This is a genomic window from Bacillus sp. PPSBB_11 (assembly GCF_038023285.1).
In the GTDB taxonomy this organism is placed as follows: Bacteria; Bacillota; Bacilli; order Bacillales; family Bacillaceae; genus Bacillus; species Bacillus altitudinis.
The window spans coordinates 1,969,185-1,987,914 of the sequence record NZ_CP150633.1 but is presented as its reverse complement, the minus strand read 5'-3'; the positions used below and the strand labels follow the sequence as shown (position 1 = coordinate 1,987,914).

The window sequence follows — 18,730 nt, the reverse complement described above, 5'->3', positions numbered from 1 at the left end:
GCAGACGCCGCACACATAACGAGAGGTATCAACTCGCCTTTTCCTCATAAAATACTGACCGCATCCTGTGCAAACATATTCTTGTCGCTTCTGTCCACGTCGTTTATTTTGTACGGTCTTTAGCGCTGTACAAAAACGCGGGGCTCCTACTTGTTTTAATAACTCTTTAAAGGAACGGTCACGATGCTGATAGCCTTTTCCCTCAAGATGCAGATGATAATGACACAGCTCATGCTTGATGATCCCGATTAATTCTTCTCGTCCATGTTCTTCTAGGTATCGGCGGTTCAATTCGATATTGTGTGTTCCAAGTAAATATCGCCCGCCTGTCGTTTTAAGACGGTCATTAAAAACAGCCTGATGGCGAAACGCCTTACCAAAGAACTGCTCTGAAATGTCTTCTGTTAACTGCTGTAACTCTCTTTCGTTCAATCAAGATCGTTCCTTTCTATAAAAACCTCGAACGGGACAATTTCCCCTTTGCATACATTGAAGGTACACCCACTGTTTTGATCAAAGGAGGAATGGGCGATGCCCAACTGGCTGAAAAATCAGATGCAGAAAGCATTTTATGAGAAAAATCATTATCAAATCAAATTACTCAATCAATGCTGGTACTTCTATAGAAAAAAACATTCAGTCACATCAAGGCACACCCCATCCTAAGGTGCGCCTCGTTTTTTGTTTACTCTGGTTTTAGCATCGATAGAGCGACCCGGCCTTTTGCCTGGTCAACGGAGTCTACCCATACGGTCACAATGTCACCAACTGATACCACGTCGAGCGGATGTTTCACAAATCGATTGCTTAGCTTGGAAATGTGGACAAGTCCATCCTGCTTGACGCCAATATCAACGAATGCGCCGAAGTCTACGACGTTCCTCACCGTTCCTTGTAGCTCCATCCCTTGCTTCAAGTCTTCTAATTTCAATACATCTGTTTTTAAAAGCGGCTTTGGTACTTCATCGCGCGGATCACGCTCAGGTCTTGTGAGCTGATCAATGATATCTTGAAGAGTGATTGAGCCAATTTCAAGCTGTTCTGCTGCTTCGTCCAGCTTCACCCCTGCAATTTTCTCTTTTAACTGTTCTGTTCCAAGATCGTCTGGCGTCATCTTAATCATGCGTAAGAACTGTTTTGTTTCTTTATAGCTTTCAGGGTGAATACCCGTGCGGTCAAGTGGATCTTGTCCATCTGTGATGCGCAGGAAGCCGATACACTGCTCATAAGTCTTTGCACCAAGCCTTGGGATATCCTTCAGCTCTTTTCTGCTTGTGAATCTGCCAATCTCTTCGCGACGCTTGACAATGTTCCCTGCGACGGCTTTTGAAAGACCTGACACATATTGCAGCAGTGCTTGTGAAGCTGTATTAACGTTCACACCGACTTGGTTGACGACCGTCTCCACCACGAAGGTTAACGAGCTGTTTAATTGCTTTTGACTCACATCGTGCTGGTATTGTCCCACACCGACAGATTTTGGATCTATTTTGACAAGCTCTGCTAATGGGTCCTGCAACCTTCTGGCGATGGAAATGGCACTTCTTTCTTCCACTTGCAAGTCTGGAAACTCTTCTCTTGCCAGCGCAGATGCAGAGTATACACTTGCCCCTGCTTCATTCACGATCAAATATGAAACTGGCTGGTCCAGCTCTTGGATCAAGTCTGCGATGAATTGTTCGGTCTCTCTTGAGGCTGTTCCGTTTCCGATCGCAATGACTTCAATGTTGGATGATTGAACGATTTCTTTCACTTTTTGTTTGGCTTCCGCTTTTTTCTGCACAGGCGGGTGCGGATAAATGACGCCAATATGATGGACTTTTCCTGTATCATCCACGACAGCTAATTTACAGCCTGTCCGAAACGCAGGGTCTACCCCAAGTACACGTTTTCCTTTCATCGGCGGTTGAAGTAGGAGCTTTCTTAAGTTTTCAGCGAAAATATGAATGGCTTGTTCCTCTGCTTTTTCTGTCAGCTCTTTTCGTATTTCCCGTTCAATTGAAGGCTGAATCAAGCGCTTGTATGCATCATCAATGGCCGCTTCAATGTAAGGCCTCGCCGTCGTTTGCTTGCCTTTTAAGACTTGTTTATCGAGGTAGAAACGAATATTTTCAGCAGGTGGCTCGATGGCTGCTTTCAAAATCCCTTCTTTCTCGCCTCGGTTGACCGCGAGTACACGATGAGGCACAATTTTTTTAATCGGCTCTTGATAGTCGTAATACATTTCATAGACGTTTTTCTCGTCGTTTTCAACGTCTTTTCCTGATGTGACAAGACTTCCCTTTTGGTACGTCTCACTGCGAATCCATTTCCGCATATCAGGATCATCCGCAAGCTGTTCAGCAATGATGTGCTGGGCTCCCTCCAGTGCTTCTTCTGCTGTTGTGACTTCTTTTTCTTCATTAATAAAAGCCGATGCTTTCTTTTCGATCTCATCGTTTGGCAGCTGCAGTAAATACTCCGCCAGCGGCTCAAGTCCTTTTGCTTTGGCTACATTTGCCTTTGTTTTTCGCTTTTGTTTAAATGGTCGATATAAATCTTCGACCTCTTGCAGCTTATGCGCCTGTTCGATCTTCTGTTTTAATTCATCTGTTAATTTGTCTTGTTCAGCGATTAAGCGAATCACTTCTTCTTTTCGATTCGTCACATTTTGGATATATGTATAGCGTTCAGAAATGGTTTGAATTTGCACCTCGTCTAGTGAGCCTGTCTGCTCTTTCCGGTAACGTGCAATAAACGGGACGGTGTTGCCATCCTCTAATAGCTGGATCACACTTCCAATTTGTTTTGTTGAAAGCTTTAATTCTGTCGCAATTTGTTTCAATAAAAAGTCAGATGTCTTCATACTTTGCATCCTCTCACTGTGTCTTCTCTTTTAGTGTATCAAAAAAACCGGCAAAACAGAAAAAAGGTCAGCTATTTCATGTAAGCTGACCAAGTACATAGGTGAGATCGTCTTTCTTGTCTTGTGTGTATGTTTCAAGTTGTTTGGCGATGTCTGCAACTGAATGGCTATGCTTTAAACACATTCGCATGTTTGGCACATTCAGTCCGTCGGAATACATAATGAATGTCGATCCTTTTTCGTAGGAATAGGTGTATGTTTTGTATTTTCTAGGTTTACCTGATAGATATCCTGATGTCGGAAGTGGATAAATATAGTCGCCAGAAGGTGCATTCAAGATAAATCGAATATTGCCAACCGAACAATAGGTAAACTGCTGCTGGGAAAAATTCACCTTTAATATGGCTACAGTGGCCCCACGTTTATTTTTCATGGCCTGATTGCATCTATCAATGAGGGTTGTTACATCCTCATGTCCATATTCTTCGACAATTTCGCTGACTAAAGAAGATGATTCATTGGCGAACTGGCCGCTGCCTAATCCGTCTGCTACAGCACAAATTAGTTCTTCATCATCTGCTTTAATAAAAAAACTGTCCCCGCAGCATGATTTTCCTTCTTTGTTCGATTGATAGATAATGGCGTTTACATGCTCATGCTGTTCGATCTGCTTCATTACCCTAGCTCCATAGACGCATCTTCTGACAATGCATCTCGTAGCTTTTTAACTGCCTTCCGCTGCAGCCTTGATACATGCATTTGAGATATGCCGAGTAAATCGCCTGTTTCTTTCTGGCTTTTATTTTGCAAATACGTGAGATTGATAATTTCTTTTTCTCTATCTGTCAGAACGTGAAGCACACTTTCAAGCATCATTTTTTGGTTTACACGTTCGTACCCTTCTTCTTGTGAGCCGACGACGTCTAAAATCGTCACAGTGCTTCCTTCAGAATCAGCCTCTACGCCTTGGTCAACAGACAGCGCTTGATAGCTTTTGCCCATCTCCATTGTTTCAAGAACTTCTTCTTCTGTTACATCTAGATATTCTGCGATTTCTTGTACTTTAGGTGACTTTTGCGTTTCCGTTGTCAGGTGATCAACTGCCATCTTGATTCTTGGTCCAAGCTCTTTAATTCGTCTTGGTACATGGACACTCCATGTTTTATCACGTAAAAAGCGTTTGATTTCCCCGATAATGGTTGGAATGGCAAATGCCTCAAATGATTTACCGACAAGTGGATCATAACGCTTAATTGCGCCGAGTAGACCAATCATTCCAACTTGTCTTAAATCCTCATGAAAGCTTTTTCCTTTGGAGTATTTCTTCGCGAGCATATCCACAAGATTTGTATAACACTCAACTAGTGTTAGCTGCGCCTGCTCGTCATGGTTGGATTGATAGCTTTGAATGAGGCGATCCACTTCATCTTTAGTTAGTTTCATAGTTTTGGATGGTTGTGTCATGGTCAACTCGCTCCCTGTTTAAAAACTTTGTCATCGCCACGGTAACTCCGGAGTTTGCTTGCACCTCGACTTCATCCATCAATGTTTGCATTAAGTATAAACCAAGACCTCCTTCTGCCAATTGATCCACCGTATGAGCAGATGTGTACGGCCCTAGGTCTTCCTGCTTTTGCTTAAAGTCAAAGCTACCGCCTTTATCAGCGACAATGATTTCTAGACGATCTTCATAGACAAGAAAGCGAACCGCTACCTCTCCATCTTCGCCATCTGCACCTTTATAGGCATGCTGAACTGCATTAGTACATGCCTCACTGACGGCAATTTTCAAGTCCTCAATCTCTTCGTAGGCATAGCCCATTCGGCTTGCAACGCCTGAAAGAGTCAGACGAATGATGCCTACGTATTCTGGTTTCGCCGGTATTTTCATCTCGATTAGATCTACTGATTCGTTCATTGTACCCCACCCTCTGACTTTGCAGAAATGTCAATGATGTCCTTTAGTCCAGTGATTTCAAACAATCTGACAAGCCGATCCGACAAGTTCTCAAGCTTTAATGATCCTCCTGCTTTTTGAGCCGCTTTGAACAGCCCAACAAACACACCTAAACCTGTACTATCCATGTAAGTAACATCTTTCAGACAAATGTCAAGATGCTCTCCTTTCTCTGCTTTGGGCATAAGGGTTTCTCTCAGCTCAGGAGCAGAGTACACATCGATTTCTCCGCTGACACTAATTTTCGTCTTATGATCTATTTGATGCTCTTTTACAGACATATTCATTATGCATTCACCTCGAAATTCTTGTTTCCTAAAGTTTTATATACCCGCATATTCACTTTCTAAACCTTTCTTTTAAGGACAAGTAAAGTAAAGTCATCGTGAAGCTGAAAATCTTGTAATTTGAGTAAGCTTGCATAGATAGCGTCGACCATTTCCTGTGCTGAATAGGAAAGATGCTCTGCTATGAGCGCTTTGATATCTTCGCGCTCTAAGAAGCCGTCCTCTGACTTGGATTCGGTGACCCCATCTGAAAATAAGATCACCATATCTCCTACGTCCAAATGCTGCTCATACTCCCTGTAATCAAAGTCTGGTGCGATTCCAAGGACAAGACCTTTTGCATCTAAATCGTAAAATTGATTCTCTTTTTTGCAATAGAAAAAGCCCGGCTCATGTCCAGCCGATGCGTACTTAAATTCATGTGTTTCTTTATTATAGCTGCCATAAAACATGGTGATAAACATGCTTGGGTCTACGTTTTGCTCGACCACACGATTAAGGGTTTTGAGCACTTTCGTTGGACCGCTGCCTGACTCTGGCAAGGAATCCATCGCATACTTAATCATCGACATACAGAGCGCAGCTGGAATGCCTTTCCCAATGACGTCTGCAATCGCGATATTGATTGTATCGTGATCTGTTACGAAATGGTAATAATCCCCACTCATCTGTTTTGCCGGCACACTGATGGCTCCGATATCAAATGTGTCTCCTTCTGGAATTTTCGTTTCCAGAAGGGTTTGCTGAACATTTGCAGCAATTTCAATTTCCGACTTAATTTCTTGCTGGATGCCTCTTAGTGTTAAATGCTCCTGGTAGGCAAGTCCGTATCCAATCATGACTTCAATTAAGAAGTCTAGTGAATGAAAGACATCTTCCGGCAAATCAGGGTAAAGCTCCTGAATCACTTTTCGGTGAACACTCACTATTTCTTCAGGAGGTATTTGATGCTCAATGGTTTTACGGCTAAATTTTTGAGCTTGATAAAGCGATGTTTCAGTTAAATCACTGATATAACGACTGAGCAGCTGATGGTACCGCTGCTCCATTACCTCCTTAAAATCCATGGTTTCCCTCCTAGCGAAGCCACTTGACAGCTTGTATCTCAGTTCCTTGTTCTGGTGCGGAATCTAATTTAAATTCATCCATCAGTCTTCTGACGCCCGGCAAGCCTGCTCCGAGTCCGCCTGATGTAGAAAATCCGTCTTCCATTACTTTACGTATATCCATGATGCCAGGCCCCTCATCGGCTGCGATGACTTTGAGTCCACGCTTTCCGCGCTCCATTACTTCTTCTATACAAATCTGACCTTTACCAGCGTATAAATAGATGTTACGAGCTAATTCTGAAATGGCCGTCGTAATTCTTGCTTGGTCAACTGTTCCAAAACCAAGTTCTTTTGCAACATTGCGCCCCAATTGTCTTGCTGCGACTATGTCCCATTCCGTCAATATTTTTACACAGGATTGGTCTTTCATATCTATTCCCCCAATTCCCGCTTCAGTGTCTCAAGCCCTTGTTCAAGATCTAGTGCTGTCTGAATTTCTTCCAGCGAAATGCCAAGTTCAATGAGCGTCACAGCAACTGCCGGCTGTATTCCTGTTAATACAACTTTTGCCCCCATGAGCTTAGACATGGTAATGACATCACCTAATACCTTGGCGATAAATGAATCAATCATATCGACGGACGTTAGATCGATGACAACACCGTTTGCTCCTGTTTCATGAATTTTATTCAGCAAGTCTTCTTGAAAATGAAGAGCTGTTTGGTCATCAAGCTCCCACTGAATCGAAATCAGAAGACAGTTATATAGTTTTAAGATTGGAATCTTCGGGTGATTTCTCAATTGGTTATCCCTCCAATGAAACAATTTTTCGATTTGTCATTTCCAAAGCAGTTTGAATTCCTTTTTGAAGGGTATTCTTTGTTGTAACCTGAGATAAATCAATTCCAAGGTTAACGATCGTTTGGGCTATTTCTGGGCGAATACCGACAAGTAAACACTTCGCTCCTACTAATCTCACAGCCTCTGACGCTTGAATGATATGGTGGGCCACCATTGTGTCCACGACAGGTACACCCGTGATATCAATCAAGACGACCTGTGAGCGATGTTTGACGACACCATTAAGCAGGTTCTCCATAATTTTTTTCGCACGATCTGTATCAATTGTTCCAACAAGTGGCATGACGGTGATGTGCTCAAATACAGGGATTAGCGGGGCAGAAAGTTCCTGCAGCGCAATTTTTTGAAGGCTGACGGTTTTTTCCCATGAGATGGAATACTGGTTTAAGATCTCATTATGGATGGGTGTGATGAATCGATCGATTTGCCAGATGAGGTCATGACTTTCTTGTGTTGTATCTTTGTCATCGTTCATTTTTTCATATAAATGTGTACGGATTTCTGTTAGACCGTTTGCCAGTAACTTAAGTGATATACCCATTTGAACAATTTTTAAAGCAAAATTTTGCACTTTTTCTTCAAAATCCTCATGATCCCCCTCTGAAAGAGATGTAATGATGAGTTGAACATATTCCGAACAGATGGTTTCATACATTTTGTCGTTCAGCATCATGTCCGTTTCTTTTTCTCCGAGTCGTTTTAAAATGTCCGTCCACTCTTTTTCTAATTCCTTTTGGTGCTTTCTTGCAAAAGCTAACACGATATGATTCGACATGTTTTACCCCCTACTTACATTTAAAGCTCTTCTTTAGTCTTTCTTCATTATAACGTTAAAAAAAATTGAACACAAAAAAAGTTGCTCCCAATAGAGCAACCAAGTATCACCATATTAAAAATCAATAAGAGCCAAACTAACTTGTAAGGCTTCATCAACCTTCTCCATCATCTCATCATCAAGATGTGTGATTTTATCTGTCAATCTTTGTTTATCGATTGTACGAATTTGTTCCAAAAGAATGACAGAATCTCGTTCAAAGCCGTAGCGCTTTGCATTAATTTCGACGTGAGTCGGTAATTTCGCTTTTTGTATTTGGGCTGTTATGGCTGCAACGATAGCAGTCGGGCTGAAGCGATTTCCAATGTCATTTTGAATCACCAATACCGGGCGAACCCCGCCCTGCTCGGAGCCAACAACAGGAGATAAATCAGCAAAGTAAACATCACCGCGTTTAACAATCAAATGTTTAACCCCCGCTGACTAATCGCTCAACTGTATTCTCAGCCTCAAATTCTGCGTATTGTGCCTCTGAAGAGATATTCAGATTAATTTTCGCCATCTCCATGTAGCCGCGTCTCATCGATTCACGATTTTGTCGAATATTACGTTCACGAATATACGTTTTTGTCGCTCGGTAGATCAATTCATTTCTTGTTACCTTATCCTGCTCTGCTACTCGTTCGATCTCAGACATTAAAGCCTCCGGCAGTCGAATCTTCATTTCATTTGTTGCGCTGGATTCAGACAAAAAACATACACCTCCACAAAACTTACGGATACCGTTTCGATCCATTCCAAGACTAATCATACCATTATTCAATGCACAAGCAAAGCTGTTTTTTCATGATTTCTTATTAGAACATGAAGCGGCTCGCCACCCGTAAATCAAGATGATAATGGAGTTCCTCTTTCCCATTATACGCTTTTTTCCGAAAATCATACGGTATTTCCAAAATCTCTAAAAAAGGGAGAATGTTTATGATGCCTTTGTAGAATAAAAGAGAACGATGTCAGTTTGAACATCGTTCCCGTGGATGCTGTTTATAAAAAGCTTGGCCCGCCTTGAAGCAGCGGATTACGTACATGAACCCTTTCGCCGTCCTCTATATAGACTCTTGGGACGCGGTAACCAACAGAACATGTGACTTCGTAGTTAATGGTTTCAAGCCGTTTGGCTATTTCATCGACAGATATCCTGTCTTCGCCTTGTGTGCCGATGAGCACGACTGGCTCCCCTGCCGGAATATCCTTTTTCAAATCAACCATGAATTGATCCATACACACCCGTCCAGCAATTTTTCGGCGTTTTCCGCCAACGAGCACTTCTGTTCCGGCAAGCTTCCTGATCCAGCCGTCTGCATACCCGATTGGAATCGTACCAATCCATGTATCTTGATTCGCTGTATAAGTTGCACCATAGCTCACGCTCTCACCCTTTTGAATGGGCTTTACATGTGCAAGTTTTGTATGAAGAGATAATGCTTCTTCCAGTTGAAACGGCAATTCATCTTTGATTTCTTCCGACGGCGACAGCCCGTACATACTGATGCCAAAACGAACCATATTGAATAAAGTGTCTTTAAACCTTAGACCTGCTGCACTGTTGGCGCAATGAATGAGCAGTTTGTCCGTATGAAGCGGTTGAAGCAATGTTTTAAACGTATCAACCTGCATACCGAAGTAGTTTTCATCTTTTTCATCCGCTGTGGCAAAGTGAGTAAATACTCCTTCCAGCTGTAAAAAAGAATGATCGTGGACAAGCTCTTTTACTTCGCTCACCTGCTCGATTGTTTTCACACCTAACCGATTCATACCGCTGTCGATTTTCAAGTGGAAACGAATGGGTTGTCCCATCTGCCCGTTCATCACTTTGACGACTTCTCTCAGCCACTGGATAGAGTAAGCAGTCATGATGACGTTGTATCTAACGGCGACTTTGACATACTCTGACGGTACTGCGCCGAGCACAAGAATCGGGGCTTTGATGCCTTTATTTCTTAAAGAAATGGCTTCATCTAAAAAAGCGACGGCTAACAGGTCTGCTCCTGCTTCGAGGGCAGCTCTTGCCACTTCTATATCTCCATGTCCATATGCATTGGCTTTCACAACAGCCATTAGTTGAACGTTTTGACCAATATGGTCTTTCATATGTGAAACATTATGCTTGATTGCTGTTAAATCAATTTCTGCCCATGTGTCTCTATAAAAGGCATTTGTGTCCATTCATCACACTTCCCTATTGAATGATTCAATACTTCATTATGATACTAAAAATCCAGAATAATGTGAAACAACTCAAAGAAAATCAGCCCCTGCACAGGGCTGATTTGTTGTTATGTTAAGAATTTCGCCTATTTCGCTGACTGTCCTTCTACACTTTTGGCGACCATTAAGAGTTCTTCTTTCGATAAATCACTTGAAGAAATTAAGTAGTCAACTCCATCAGATGTCCAAGAAAGAGATTTGTCTGTCAGAACACCCACTGTCATGCCAAGATCGACTGGCTCGCCATTCATCGTCACAGGCGTAGACGCTTCTGCTACCCGTGCTTTTTCCTGAATGAGCGTGAAGGATTTCTTTCCGCCATACGTCATCACATACCGCTTTCCAGCATCTGTTGTCATTTCTTTCTCTTCCATTTTCTTCACGCCCTCTGGCATATCCACAGGCGTTTTCACAGCAAAGCTGTCAGATGGATCTGCACTTGTGGCAACATCCATTTGAGAAAGTGTCATATTTTTCTTCTCATCAAAGGCGTCTTTGTCAAAGGATTTGTTGAATTCAAAGTGAGAGAATTCTACTTTCACCATTGGCTTTTTATCGCTATCCAGTACTTTCACACTAGCAGGCGCCATTGTTTTTTTATGAAAGGTAATCTCTTGGGTCGGCAGCATTTGGTTGTGCTGATAGTTGGTTTTTGTTTCAAAAACGTACTTCGACTCTTTTGCTTTGAACTGAGCTGCACTGTCATTTTTAATGTCTTTCACAAGTGATTCAAATAAATACACCTGACTGCTGTTGTTCGGCCAATCACTATGGAAGCGGAAGCTTTTGTTTAATGAAGGTGTCAGCACAAATACACCATTGCCATTTCTTAAAATGACTTGACTCTGATCCTTCTTCGGATTTTCTAAATAGACACGGTAAAGCTCCGGCTTCTTGTACCAAATTTCCACGTGGTATTCCTGCGGATCATTTCCTGTCTCAATGGTCATTTTTGCTTTGGCTTTGTATGATGTCATTTCCTCTGCCTTTTTGTTTAAATCTCCAACGATATCTTGTTGAGATTTTTGACCGCATGCGGAGAGAATCAGTACAAAAAGGATCCCCGTTACAAGCAAAACAAAGCTTTTTCTCACCCTTTTCAACCCCTTCGTTAATTGTGTTAAAAGGAAGAAACCGCTTGTTTGACTTTAACAGTACGCCTCAAGAGTTAACTGCGTACCGCGAACCATCAAAGCCTGTTAGCAACTCGCCCTTCCTTATCGCACTACCCAATATATGAAGGGGGGACAAACAATATGCAGACTAGCTTGACAACCTTTCAATTAAAACTTGTGCTGCAGCATATTCCTTTGTATGGGTAATGGACACATGAACGTAGTCTTCTTTTGTTTTCTCACTTTTGATGAGAGGTTTTCCGTTTGCATCTTTTTGTATCTCGATGTCGTGAAAGCTTACATACTGACCAATTCCCGTACCGTATGCTTTTGCGAATGCTTCTTTCGCCGCAAAACGCCCTGCCAGAAACTCCAGCTGTCTCTTTTCACTTAGTGTGTAAAAGACTTCCTGTTCACGTAAAGTCAAAATTCGTTCTGGTAAACGGGGCTGCCTGCTAAGAACTCGTGACAGCCGGCCGATCTCTACAATATCCATACCGATTCCTTTAATCATGAGGTACCTCCTATGATACTCGTACTAATTTGGATGTTCGCTTCATAAACGTGTTACTATAAACTTACCATTATCTAGTCAAAAGGGGTTTGTTATGTTTATTCGAACGGAGAGCTTTCAACAATTTATTAGATCGTATCCAATCGTAACAGCGATCCTTGCTTTGCAAATCGGCCTATGGCTTTTATTTGCGATCCCTATTCCAATGATCCAGCTTGGGCAGGACCATCTCGTTGGTTTTAATTATGGTGTTGCAGCAGGAGAATGGTGGCGGCTTTTAACGCCTATTTTTCTTCACGGAAGTCTGACACATATTCTGTTCAATTCCATGTCGCTCTTCCTATTCGCTCCAGCACTTGAATATTTGCTTGGGAAGATTCGATTTCTTGTGATTTATCTGGGTGCAGGATTCATTGGCAATCTCGGAACCTATTGGGTGGAGCCTTTAGAGTACGTACATGTCGGGGCTTCTGGTGCGATATTTGGTTTATTTGGCGTCTATCTTTATCTTGTCCTATTTAAACCGCATATGATGGACCGTGGTAATTCTCAGGTCATCTTAACGATTCTCGGCGTTTCTGTCATTATGACGTTCGTCAACTCGAACATCAACATCATGGCCCACTTATTTGGATTGATAGGCGGCATGATCCTAGCACCGATCACCCTATTCTTCCATTCAAAAAAACGACGCTAGTAAGCTCATAAAAAATGTCGATCACTCTGTTTAACGGGAGCTGATCGACATTTTTTGGTTTAAGTTGATTGATTCGTTTCATAGGAATACCAATCGCATACACGTGCAGCATCTTCCTCTTCAAGGTGATGCACACCAAAGGAATCAAGCAAGGCAGAGGACTTCACAAAGGTGTGAATACTTGCCACCCGCCCTTTCTTTTGAAAATAAGATTGGGTCATCGTATAGTTTTGCATTCGTTTTCTTAAAACAATTCCGGTGGTCTTTCCGATGCCTCTTGTCGTTAATTGAATCAGTTGATCTTTGATCACATATCCTGATTGTTTATAGGCTAAATACCCAAAAAACAAGGCAAACGGTAATGGAATCAGCGCCAAATATCCCCATGGTGGAAAACGTACAGAAAGGATTATACCTACAAGTAATGGAACAAATCCGTAAGATATCAGATAACGTTTTAGTGAACGCTTCGGCACTTTTTTCAATTCACTTTCTGGTGCCAGCTGATATTGATCTGTAAATTGCGTTAACAATTCATTGATTTTTTTCTTCCGTATGAGTGGAAATAAGACAGAAGAAGTCTCTTTTTCTGTAATGGAACCTCCTGCGCTGACAAGCATGACCGTCGCAAAACCAAATGGTTCACGCAGAATATTTTCTTTGATTTTCACTGCTTGAATTCTCGCAAGCGGAATAGTCATTTGATGCCTTTCGATGAGTCCTCTTGTGATGATGATGTCTTTCCCTTTTCGTTTTGCGTTAAAATTCGCATATTGAAGGGCTGTTACCCCAACACTAAGAATCCACGCAATCAATACGGCAATAAATATGAGAATCGCATAAATCTCAACACTCGCATGACTTAAAAAAGAAAACCGTTTAAGGAATCCGTCCAAAGGCAGAATTTCATCTATTTGTGTGTAAATGGCGAGACACCCAGAAATAATGACGCCGATTCCGCTTGAAGTGGTCGCAGCCAAAAGCAGCTCTGGTATACCCATTCGGTAGGAAACGCTGATTTCTTTTTCTACAGGCTGTTGCGCTGTCAGAGGATCAGGGAGATCTAAATTTTCATCATTCATTTCTTCTTGTTGCAAGCTTTTCTTCCGGTTGAAAATCGATTGCTTTAATTGTTCCGCTTCTGCTTTTGTAATCGCCGTCAGACTCACTTCCGGGCCATCTGTTCCGCCAGCTGTTTCGATTTGAACCCGCACTAAACCAAAGATCCGCTGGAAGATACCTTCACTTGTATTCACTGTTTGAATTCGTTCTAACGAGATATACTTTTTCTTTTTGGTGATGACACCTGATTCCACTCGAAATTCATCGTCTTCCATTCGGTAGGTGAATCGTCTCCATGCTAAAACGGTTGAAACAGCTTTCCATAAAAGAAGCACCCCAAGAATAATGAACGCATAAAAACGAATACTTGAATTCGAGTTCACAAAAATAAGCACGAAAAAAGGGATAATAAAGTTTTTGATCATGGATACGGCATCTGATATAAAATCAATGAACATCGAGATTGGATGTACACGTTTTGGTTCAGACATCATCTTCCGTCACCCTTGCTAATCGAGATATGTAATCGCGAAGCTCATCTGCCTCTTCTAATTCCAGTGCCGGAATATCATGCACTGTCGCAGCCGTAGAAATTTGAACAGATGCCAACCGGTAGCGCCTTAAAAGCGGCCCTTGAGATGTATCCACATGCTGAACACGTACCATTGGCACAATGACACGTGTGACACGAATCAATCCGTGCTGTATTTCAATTTCGTTCTCAAATACTTCATAGCGCCAGATGTGATGGCGGATTTTCGGGATGAGCCAGATTCCGAAGATGACCTGTAAAATCCACAAACCGATGAGGATGGCTCCAATCCAATATGGCCATTGAAAATAATAACTAGCTACAAATACCCCAATGATGATGAATAAGAAAATCAATGAGATAATTCCATTTTGAAGACGCCATACTTTTAATCCATTTAAGCTGATTTGACGTTGCGGCTGTTTTCTCACATTCTTCCCCCATTCTCTTACTTTTCTATCAATATATTACGAAAGAAAGCCTAAAAAGTTTCATTAGGCCTGTTAAAAAAAGCGAACCCTGCAAAGGATTCGCTTTTGAATTAGTTGTTATAAGATTTCTTTTGACGACGATCGTTAGAAGAACGATTGCGGTCATTTGAAGAACGCTTTTTATCACCGTAAGATGAACGGCTTTTTCCGCGATAGCCGCCACCACCGCCGCCGTCTCTGCGTTTAGAAGAGCTGCGGTTGTTACGATTGCGTTTTGAAATCATTGGTGCTTCATCTGTCAAACGAACAGGCGTTGCATCCGGCTCTTTTGTCATCATTTTGATGGCAGCCGCAACCACTGTAACAGAATCATGATCTTCTAACAATTCAGCAGCTGCTGTCATGTAGAAGTTCAAGTTGTTTTCACTAATGATTGTGCGTAGACGGTCAACTGTGACTTGTTGTTGTCCTTCAATTGCCTCGTCTAGAGTTGGTTCTTTCATACGATCCATTTTACGCTTAGTCGTTTGCTCAATCGCACGAAGCATATCTTTTTCACGTGGTGTGATGAATGTCATCGCCATACCTGTACGTCCAGCACGGCCTGTACGTCCAATACGGTGTACATAGCTTTCTGGATCTTGTGGTACGTCGAAGTTATACACATGTGTAACACCTGAGATATCAAGTCCACGTGCTGCAACGTCTGTTGCGACAAGCACATCGATTGAACCTTCTTTAAATTTACGAAGCGCAACCATACGTTTCGCTTGAGTCAAGTCACCATGAATTCCTTCAGCTGTATAACCTCTAAGGTTTAATGCTTCAGTCAATTCGTCAACGCGGCGCTTTGTACGGCCGAAAACAATTGAAAGCTCTGGTGATTGAATGTCAAGAAGACGAGTCAATGTATCGAACTTCTTACGCTCGTGAATATCCAAGTAGAACTGCTGGATGTTAGATACAGTCATTTCTTTCGCTTTTACTTTTACATGTTCTGGGTTTGTCATGAAACGCTCTGCAATACGCTTAATTGGTGCAGGCATTGTCGCAGAGAATAAAAGTGTTTGGTGTTCACTTGGTACATTTGAAAGGATCGCTTCAATGTCTTCGATGAAACCCATGTTGAGCATTTCGTCTGCTTCATCAAGCACGACTGTTTCAACATTTTGAAGACGCATTGTGCGACGATTAATGTGATCAAGTAAACGTCCTGGAGTTCCTACAATGATATGAGGATTTTTCTTGAGCGAACGGATTTGACGGCCGATATCTTGTCCACCGTAAATTGGAAGTACACGTGCACGCTTGTCTTGGCCGATTTTGTATAGCTCTTCAGATACTTGAATCGCTAATTCTCTTGTTGGCGCAATGATGATCGCTTGGATGTTAGGAGACGCTGGATCGATTTTTTCTACAAGAGGAATACCAAATGCTGCAGTTTTTCCTGTTCCTGTTTGTGCTTGTCCGATGACATCTTTATTCTGAAGACCGAGAGGAATCGTTTCTGCTTGAATCGGTGTTGCTTCTTCAAATCCCATGCGGTTAATAGCTTTCATGAGACTTTCGCTTAATTGAAAATCTTGAAACGTTATAGTCAATTTATTCAAACTCCTTCTAATTGCTGTTTCAGTAATCTCGTGAATGATCATTAAAAACTGCCCTTTGTATGAAAGGACAGGTCCATTATATACAAAGCCCGAATTACCCTACATTATATCTTACCATTACACTATTTGTTTTTCAACAAGACAGAAATGGATATATCTACTGCTCGACAATGACTGATTCACCTTCACTTTGATCTCCGTCCATCCATTTCCACTTTTCAAACAGTTGGATTTTCCCGTTATCCAGCTGCTTAGGGGTGGAATGACATGAACCGCTTCTCATGCTGCCATCCTTACTTACATGATGATATCTAAAATGAAGTGCTCCGTCTTTATTCACAGTTCCTACAAGTACGCCAGATTGAATACTGCCGCCTTGATATGTGCCCGTTAAAATATTCCCGTCCTGACGATATTGAAATATGGTTCCTTCCGATACTTCCCCATTGCTCGAATTAGACTGCGGGACAAAGGTTTTTCCGTCATATTGAAACAACCGAATCGACCACCTTTTCTTACCTATTGTAACATAGGCCTGTCACTCATTCGACAAAAATGATGCAAATTTTAACAAGTGGGATTCAATTTATATTAGTTTAGCCACATTTTAGCTTTTCTATAGATTAAATTGTTTTTTTAGAAATTGTTCGACTTTCTCAAACAATTGCTGTGCACAAGGCTCATGACAAACGTGATGTTTACAATCCGGTAAATAGAACATTTCTTTCTGACGGGACGGGATTTTATGATAAATGAATTCTGCACTAGAAGCGGGGACGATCCCATCGCTTTCACCTTGAACGATCAAGACAGGTAGATGAAGCTTTTCAAGAGAACCTTTCGTTTGCTTCACCAATTTCATAAATTCTACAGCAGCTGATAGCGGTGTACTCTTCAGCTTATGACGATATCGATCATACAATGGGTTCGTATCAATCAAACCAGACAAGGATTCCTTCACCATCTGCCTTGTGTCTTGAATCATTTGTTTTGGGTTAACATATTTAGCAGCAGCACTTAACAGAACAAGACGGGCCACTGGATACTTCGCTGCTAAATATGAGGCAATCATCCCGCCCATAGAAAAGCCGACCAAATAAATGGTGTCACATGTTCGGTAAAGGGATAAGAGTTCTAATTCAGCGGTGGCAATCCACTCCTGATAGAGAATGCCTTTGAGCTGAAGTTCCTCCCCATGCCCCGGAAGCGTGACAGATTGTACCGTCCAATCTGTCGTCTGCTTTAAATATTCTGCAAGTGGCTCTACTTCATACGGGGCACCAGTAAAACCGTGTATACATAGACAGCCAATCACCCTGTCACCTTCTTTGCCGATCTGTTTTATAGTGCAGTAATCACGTCTTCCAATCTCATGCCACGGGAAGCTTTGACAAGAACGACATCGTCAGGTCCTGCCACATCCGCTAGTTTTTTCTTCAGTTCTTCTTTGTCCATATAAGAAGACACGCGGTCGTCTCCAAATGCTTTCTTCGCTCCTTCAGCAATGAATGCGCCAAGACGGCCAAACGTTAAAACATGATCAATAAACTCAGGCTTGATGTACTCCCCTACTTCAAAATGATAGGTCTCTTCTTCACTGCCCATCTCCAGCATATCTCCGAGAACGAGTATGCGGTTAGCAAAGCCGTCCATATCTCCTACAAGATCAATCGCTGCCTTCATCGACGTAGGACTCGCATTATACGCATCGTTGATAACCGTGATGCCCTTATCTGTTTTAAACAGTTCTAAACGCATGCCTGTCAATTTCGTTTGCATTAGCCCTTGGGCAATTTGTCTTTCATTCAGACCGAAATGCTGGCCGATTGCAATAGCTGCAAGAGCATTCTTTACATTGTGTTTCCCTAATACAGGAATGAGAAACCCTTGAGCATATCCCTCCACTTGAAATTCAGTGCCTTCAGCGAGTTGGTGGATGTGAATCACCTTGATATCACAGTCCTCTGATTCCCCAAATGTTTTTACGCTACGTGCAAGGGCATTTGCTCTTTGGCGGAGTAAAGGCTCGTCTCCTAAATAATAAAAAGTCCCATCCTCTTTTAACCCTTTTGTGATCTCACATTTTGCATCTGCAATGGCTTCTCTTGATCCTAGATCCTGCATATGAGATTCTCCAATATTGGTGATGACAGCTGCATCAGGTTCAGCGAGATTAGATAAAAATTCGATTTCTCCTTTTGCACTCATGCCCATCTCTAATACAGCAATCTCTGTTCCTTCTGGCATTGCAAGGATGGTCAGTGGAAGTCCAATATGATTATTAAAGTTGCCATCTGTTTTATGGACTCTGTATGTCGTTTGTAGGACAGAATGGATCATGTCTTTCGTCGTTGTTTTGCCATTACTTCCAGTAATACCGACAACTCGAGGGTTTTCCTCTTTTAAGTATGATTTCGCAAGCTGTTGGAGTGCTGTCAGAGTATCCTCTACAAGAATGACAGGTACACCGGATGGTGGGTTCGCTTCTGTTTCATTCCAAAGAACCGCTGCCGCTCCAAGCTCCACTGCTTTTGAAGCAAAAGTGTGACCGTTAAAATGTTCCCCGATAAGCGGGATAAATAGTGCGCCTTTTGATACTTTTCGTGTATCTGTTGTCACTCCGTGTATCTGTTCTTCGCCAAAAGCTTCATTCGATAATGTGCCACCAGCCATTTGGGCGACTTGTTTCACTGTACGTTTGATCATGTTTTTTCGCCTCTCTTTCTC

General features: G+C 42.1%; 23 protein-coding genes. 2 read left to right on the top strand and 21 right to left on the bottom strand.

Annotated elements, in window-relative coordinates; translation table 11 throughout:
- A partial coding sequence (locus tag V7L95_RS09740) for a SprT family protein (RefSeq protein ID WP_340966063.1) occupies positions 1-432 on the bottom strand: 432 nt, incomplete at its 3' end.
- Between the two features lie 99 nt (positions 433-531).
- Here V7L95_RS09740 and cmpA point away from each other — a divergent pair.
- Positions 532-666 carry a cortex morphogenetic protein CmpA gene (cmpA, locus tag V7L95_RS09735; RefSeq protein ID WP_008346893.1) on the top strand — a complete coding sequence of 45 codons (135 nt, stop codon included), beginning with the start codon at positions 532-534 and terminating at the stop codon, positions 664-666.
- A 19-nt stretch (positions 667-685) separates the two neighbouring features.
- Here the strand turns inward: cmpA and V7L95_RS09730 are convergent, their stop codons facing one another.
- The 14 genes from V7L95_RS09730 to acpS all read right to left on the bottom strand — a co-directional run bounded on the left by V7L95_RS09730 (position 686) and on the right by acpS (position 11,671).
- Positions 686-2,845 (bottom strand): Tex family protein, encoded by a 2,160-nt coding sequence (locus V7L95_RS09730; protein ID WP_202734693.1) that lies wholly within the window; start codon positions 2,843-2,845, stop codon positions 686-688.
- A gap of 76 nt (positions 2,846-2,921) precedes the next feature.
- Complete coding sequence (locus tag V7L95_RS09725; RefSeq protein ID WP_008346897.1) at positions 2,922-3,521, bottom strand: PP2C family serine/threonine-protein phosphatase; 600 nt, start codon at positions 3,519-3,521, stop codon at positions 2,922-2,924.
- Positions 3,521-4,309: an RNA polymerase sigma factor SigB gene (gene sigB / locus V7L95_RS09720; protein ID WP_025206796.1), complete on the bottom strand. Its 789-nt coding sequence runs from the start codon at positions 4,307-4,309 to the stop codon at positions 3,521-3,523. The genes V7L95_RS09725 and sigB overlap by 1 nt, the downstream gene beginning before the upstream one ends.
- Positions 4,275-4,763, bottom strand: coding sequence for an anti-sigma B factor RsbW (rsbW, locus tag V7L95_RS09715; protein WP_007496471.1), 489 nt, complete (start codon positions 4,761-4,763; stop codon positions 4,275-4,277). Before rsbW ends, sigB begins: the two co-directional genes overlap by 35 nt.
- On the bottom strand, positions 4,760-5,089 hold the full coding sequence (locus tag V7L95_RS09710; protein WP_008346902.1) for an anti-sigma factor antagonist: 330 nt from the start codon (positions 5,087-5,089) through the stop codon (positions 4,760-4,762). Before V7L95_RS09710 ends, rsbW begins: the two co-directional genes overlap by 4 nt.
- Before the next feature lie 59 nt (positions 5,090-5,148).
- Positions 5,149-6,156 (bottom strand): PP2C family protein-serine/threonine phosphatase, encoded by a 1,008-nt coding sequence (locus V7L95_RS09705; protein WP_008346904.1) that lies wholly within the window; start codon positions 6,154-6,156, stop codon positions 5,149-5,151.
- Positions 6,157-6,166: 10 nt separating this feature from the next.
- Positions 6,167-6,568, bottom strand: a complete 402-nt coding sequence (locus V7L95_RS09700; protein ID WP_003214085.1) for an anti-sigma regulatory factor — start codon at positions 6,566-6,568, stop codon at positions 6,167-6,169.
- A gap of 2 nt (positions 6,569-6,570) precedes the next feature.
- The gene (gene rsbS, locus V7L95_RS09695; protein WP_003214235.1) at positions 6,571-6,939 is read right to left on the bottom strand and encodes an RsbT antagonist protein RsbS; all 369 of its coding nucleotides are present in this window, start codon (positions 6,937-6,939) and stop codon (positions 6,571-6,573) included.
- A 4-nt stretch (positions 6,940-6,943) separates the two neighbouring features.
- Positions 6,944-7,774 (bottom strand): RsbT co-antagonist protein RsbRA, encoded by an 831-nt coding sequence (locus V7L95_RS09690; protein ID WP_007496484.1) that lies wholly within the window; start codon positions 7,772-7,774, stop codon positions 6,944-6,946.
- Positions 7,775-7,888: 114 nt separating this feature from the next.
- Positions 7,889-8,239, bottom strand: coding sequence for a type II toxin-antitoxin system endoribonuclease NdoA (ndoA, locus tag V7L95_RS09685; RefSeq protein ID WP_003214169.1), 351 nt, complete (start codon positions 8,237-8,239; stop codon positions 7,889-7,891).
- A 4-nt stretch (positions 8,240-8,243) separates the two neighbouring features.
- On the bottom strand, positions 8,244-8,525 hold the full coding sequence (locus V7L95_RS09680) for a hypothetical protein (protein WP_003214273.1): 282 nt from the start codon (positions 8,523-8,525) through the stop codon (positions 8,244-8,246).
- A 293-nt stretch (positions 8,526-8,818) separates the two neighbouring features.
- Positions 8,819-10,000: an alanine racemase gene (gene alr, locus V7L95_RS09675; protein ID WP_283931232.1), complete on the bottom strand. Its 1,182-nt coding sequence runs from the start codon at positions 9,998-10,000 to the stop codon at positions 8,819-8,821.
- Between the two features lie 128 nt (positions 10,001-10,128).
- On the bottom strand, positions 10,129-11,145 hold the full coding sequence (locus tag V7L95_RS09670; protein WP_007496489.1) for an outer membrane lipoprotein-sorting protein: 1,017 nt from the start codon (positions 11,143-11,145) through the stop codon (positions 10,129-10,131).
- Positions 11,146-11,305: 160 nt separating this feature from the next.
- The gene (gene acpS, locus V7L95_RS09665) at positions 11,306-11,671 is read right to left on the bottom strand and encodes a holo-ACP synthase (protein WP_019744212.1); all 366 of its coding nucleotides are present in this window, start codon (positions 11,669-11,671) and stop codon (positions 11,306-11,308) included.
- Positions 11,672-11,765: 94 nt separating this feature from the next.
- Between acpS and V7L95_RS09660 the strand changes: the two genes are divergently transcribed.
- Positions 11,766-12,368 (top strand): rhomboid family intramembrane serine protease, encoded by a 603-nt coding sequence (locus V7L95_RS09660; protein WP_283931231.1) that lies wholly within the window; start codon positions 11,766-11,768, stop codon positions 12,366-12,368.
- Positions 12,369-12,427: 59 nt separating this feature from the next.
- On the opposite strand, the gene V7L95_RS09655 is transcribed toward V7L95_RS09660, so the two are convergent.
- From V7L95_RS09655 to murF, 6 genes are all read right to left on the bottom strand, one after another.
- A complete protein-coding gene (locus tag V7L95_RS09655) occupies positions 12,428-13,924 on the bottom strand; it encodes a PH domain-containing protein (RefSeq protein ID WP_058336386.1) in 1,497 nt (498 codons plus the stop codon).
- Complete coding sequence (locus tag V7L95_RS09650; protein WP_008346922.1) at positions 13,914-14,393, bottom strand: PH domain-containing protein; 480 nt, start codon at positions 14,391-14,393, stop codon at positions 13,914-13,916. Before V7L95_RS09650 ends, V7L95_RS09655 begins: the two co-directional genes overlap by 11 nt.
- Before the next feature lie 110 nt (positions 14,394-14,503).
- Positions 14,504-15,994 (bottom strand): DEAD/DEAH box helicase, encoded by a 1,491-nt coding sequence (locus V7L95_RS09645; RefSeq protein ID WP_017358400.1) that lies wholly within the window; start codon positions 15,992-15,994, stop codon positions 14,504-14,506.
- A 166-nt stretch (positions 15,995-16,160) separates the two neighbouring features.
- A complete protein-coding gene (locus V7L95_RS09640) occupies positions 16,161-16,499 on the bottom strand; it encodes a hypothetical protein (RefSeq protein ID WP_017366661.1) in 339 nt (112 codons plus the stop codon).
- A 120-nt stretch (positions 16,500-16,619) separates the two neighbouring features.
- Positions 16,620-17,318: an alpha/beta fold hydrolase gene (locus tag V7L95_RS09635; protein WP_017366660.1), complete on the bottom strand. Its 699-nt coding sequence runs from the start codon at positions 17,316-17,318 to the stop codon at positions 16,620-16,622.
- 26 nt (positions 17,319-17,344) lie between these two features.
- Positions 17,345-18,709, bottom strand: coding sequence for a UDP-N-acetylmuramoyl-tripeptide--D-alanyl-D-alanine ligase (murF, locus tag V7L95_RS09630; protein ID WP_048001255.1), 1,365 nt, complete (start codon positions 18,707-18,709; stop codon positions 17,345-17,347).
- Positions 18,710-18,730: the final 21 nt, after the last annotated feature.

Bases quoted from the DNA above. Each gene is read 5' to 3' on its own strand.
- cmpA (WP_008346893.1), top strand. From the start codon at position 532: ATGCCCAACTGGCTGAAAAATCAGATGCAGAAAGCATTTTATGAGAAA.
- V7L95_RS09730 (WP_202734693.1), bottom strand. From the start codon at position 2,845: ATGAAGACATCTGACTTTTTATTGAAACAAATTGCGACAGAATTAAAG.
- V7L95_RS09725 (WP_008346897.1), bottom strand. From the start codon at position 3,521: ATGAAGCAGATCGAACAGCATGAGCATGTAAACGCCATTATCTATCAA.
- sigB (WP_025206796.1), bottom strand. From the start codon at position 4,309: ATGACACAACCATCCAAAACTATGAAACTAACTAAAGATGAAGTGGAT.
- rsbW (WP_007496471.1), bottom strand. From the start codon at position 4,763: ATGAACGAATCAGTAGATCTAATCGAGATGAAAATACCGGCGAAACCA.
- V7L95_RS09710 (WP_008346902.1), bottom strand. From the start codon at position 5,089: ATGAATATGTCTGTAAAAGAGCATCAAATAGATCATAAGACGAAAATT.
- V7L95_RS09705 (WP_008346904.1), bottom strand. From the start codon at position 6,156: ATGGATTTTAAGGAGGTAATGGAGCAGCGGTACCATCAGCTGCTCAGT.
- V7L95_RS09700 (WP_003214085.1), bottom strand. From the start codon at position 6,568: ATGAAAGACCAATCCTGTGTAAAAATATTGACGGAATGGGACATAGTC.
- V7L95_RS09690 (WP_007496484.1), bottom strand. From the start codon at position 7,774: ATGTCGAATCATATCGTGTTAGCTTTTGCAAGAAAGCACCAAAAGGAA.
- alr (WP_283931232.1), bottom strand. From the start codon at position 10,000: ATGGACACAAATGCCTTTTATAGAGACACATGGGCAGAAATTGATTTA.
- acpS (WP_019744212.1), bottom strand. From the start codon at position 11,671: ATGATTAAAGGAATCGGTATGGATATTGTAGAGATCGGCCGGCTGTCA.
- V7L95_RS09660 (WP_283931231.1), top strand. From the start codon at position 11,766: ATGTTTATTCGAACGGAGAGCTTTCAACAATTTATTAGATCGTATCCA.
- V7L95_RS09655 (WP_058336386.1), bottom strand. From the start codon at position 13,924: ATGATGTCTGAACCAAAACGTGTACATCCAATCTCGATGTTCATTGAT.
- murF (WP_048001255.1), bottom strand. From the start codon at position 18,709: ATGATCAAACGTACAGTGAAACAAGTCGCCCAAATGGCTGGTGGCACA.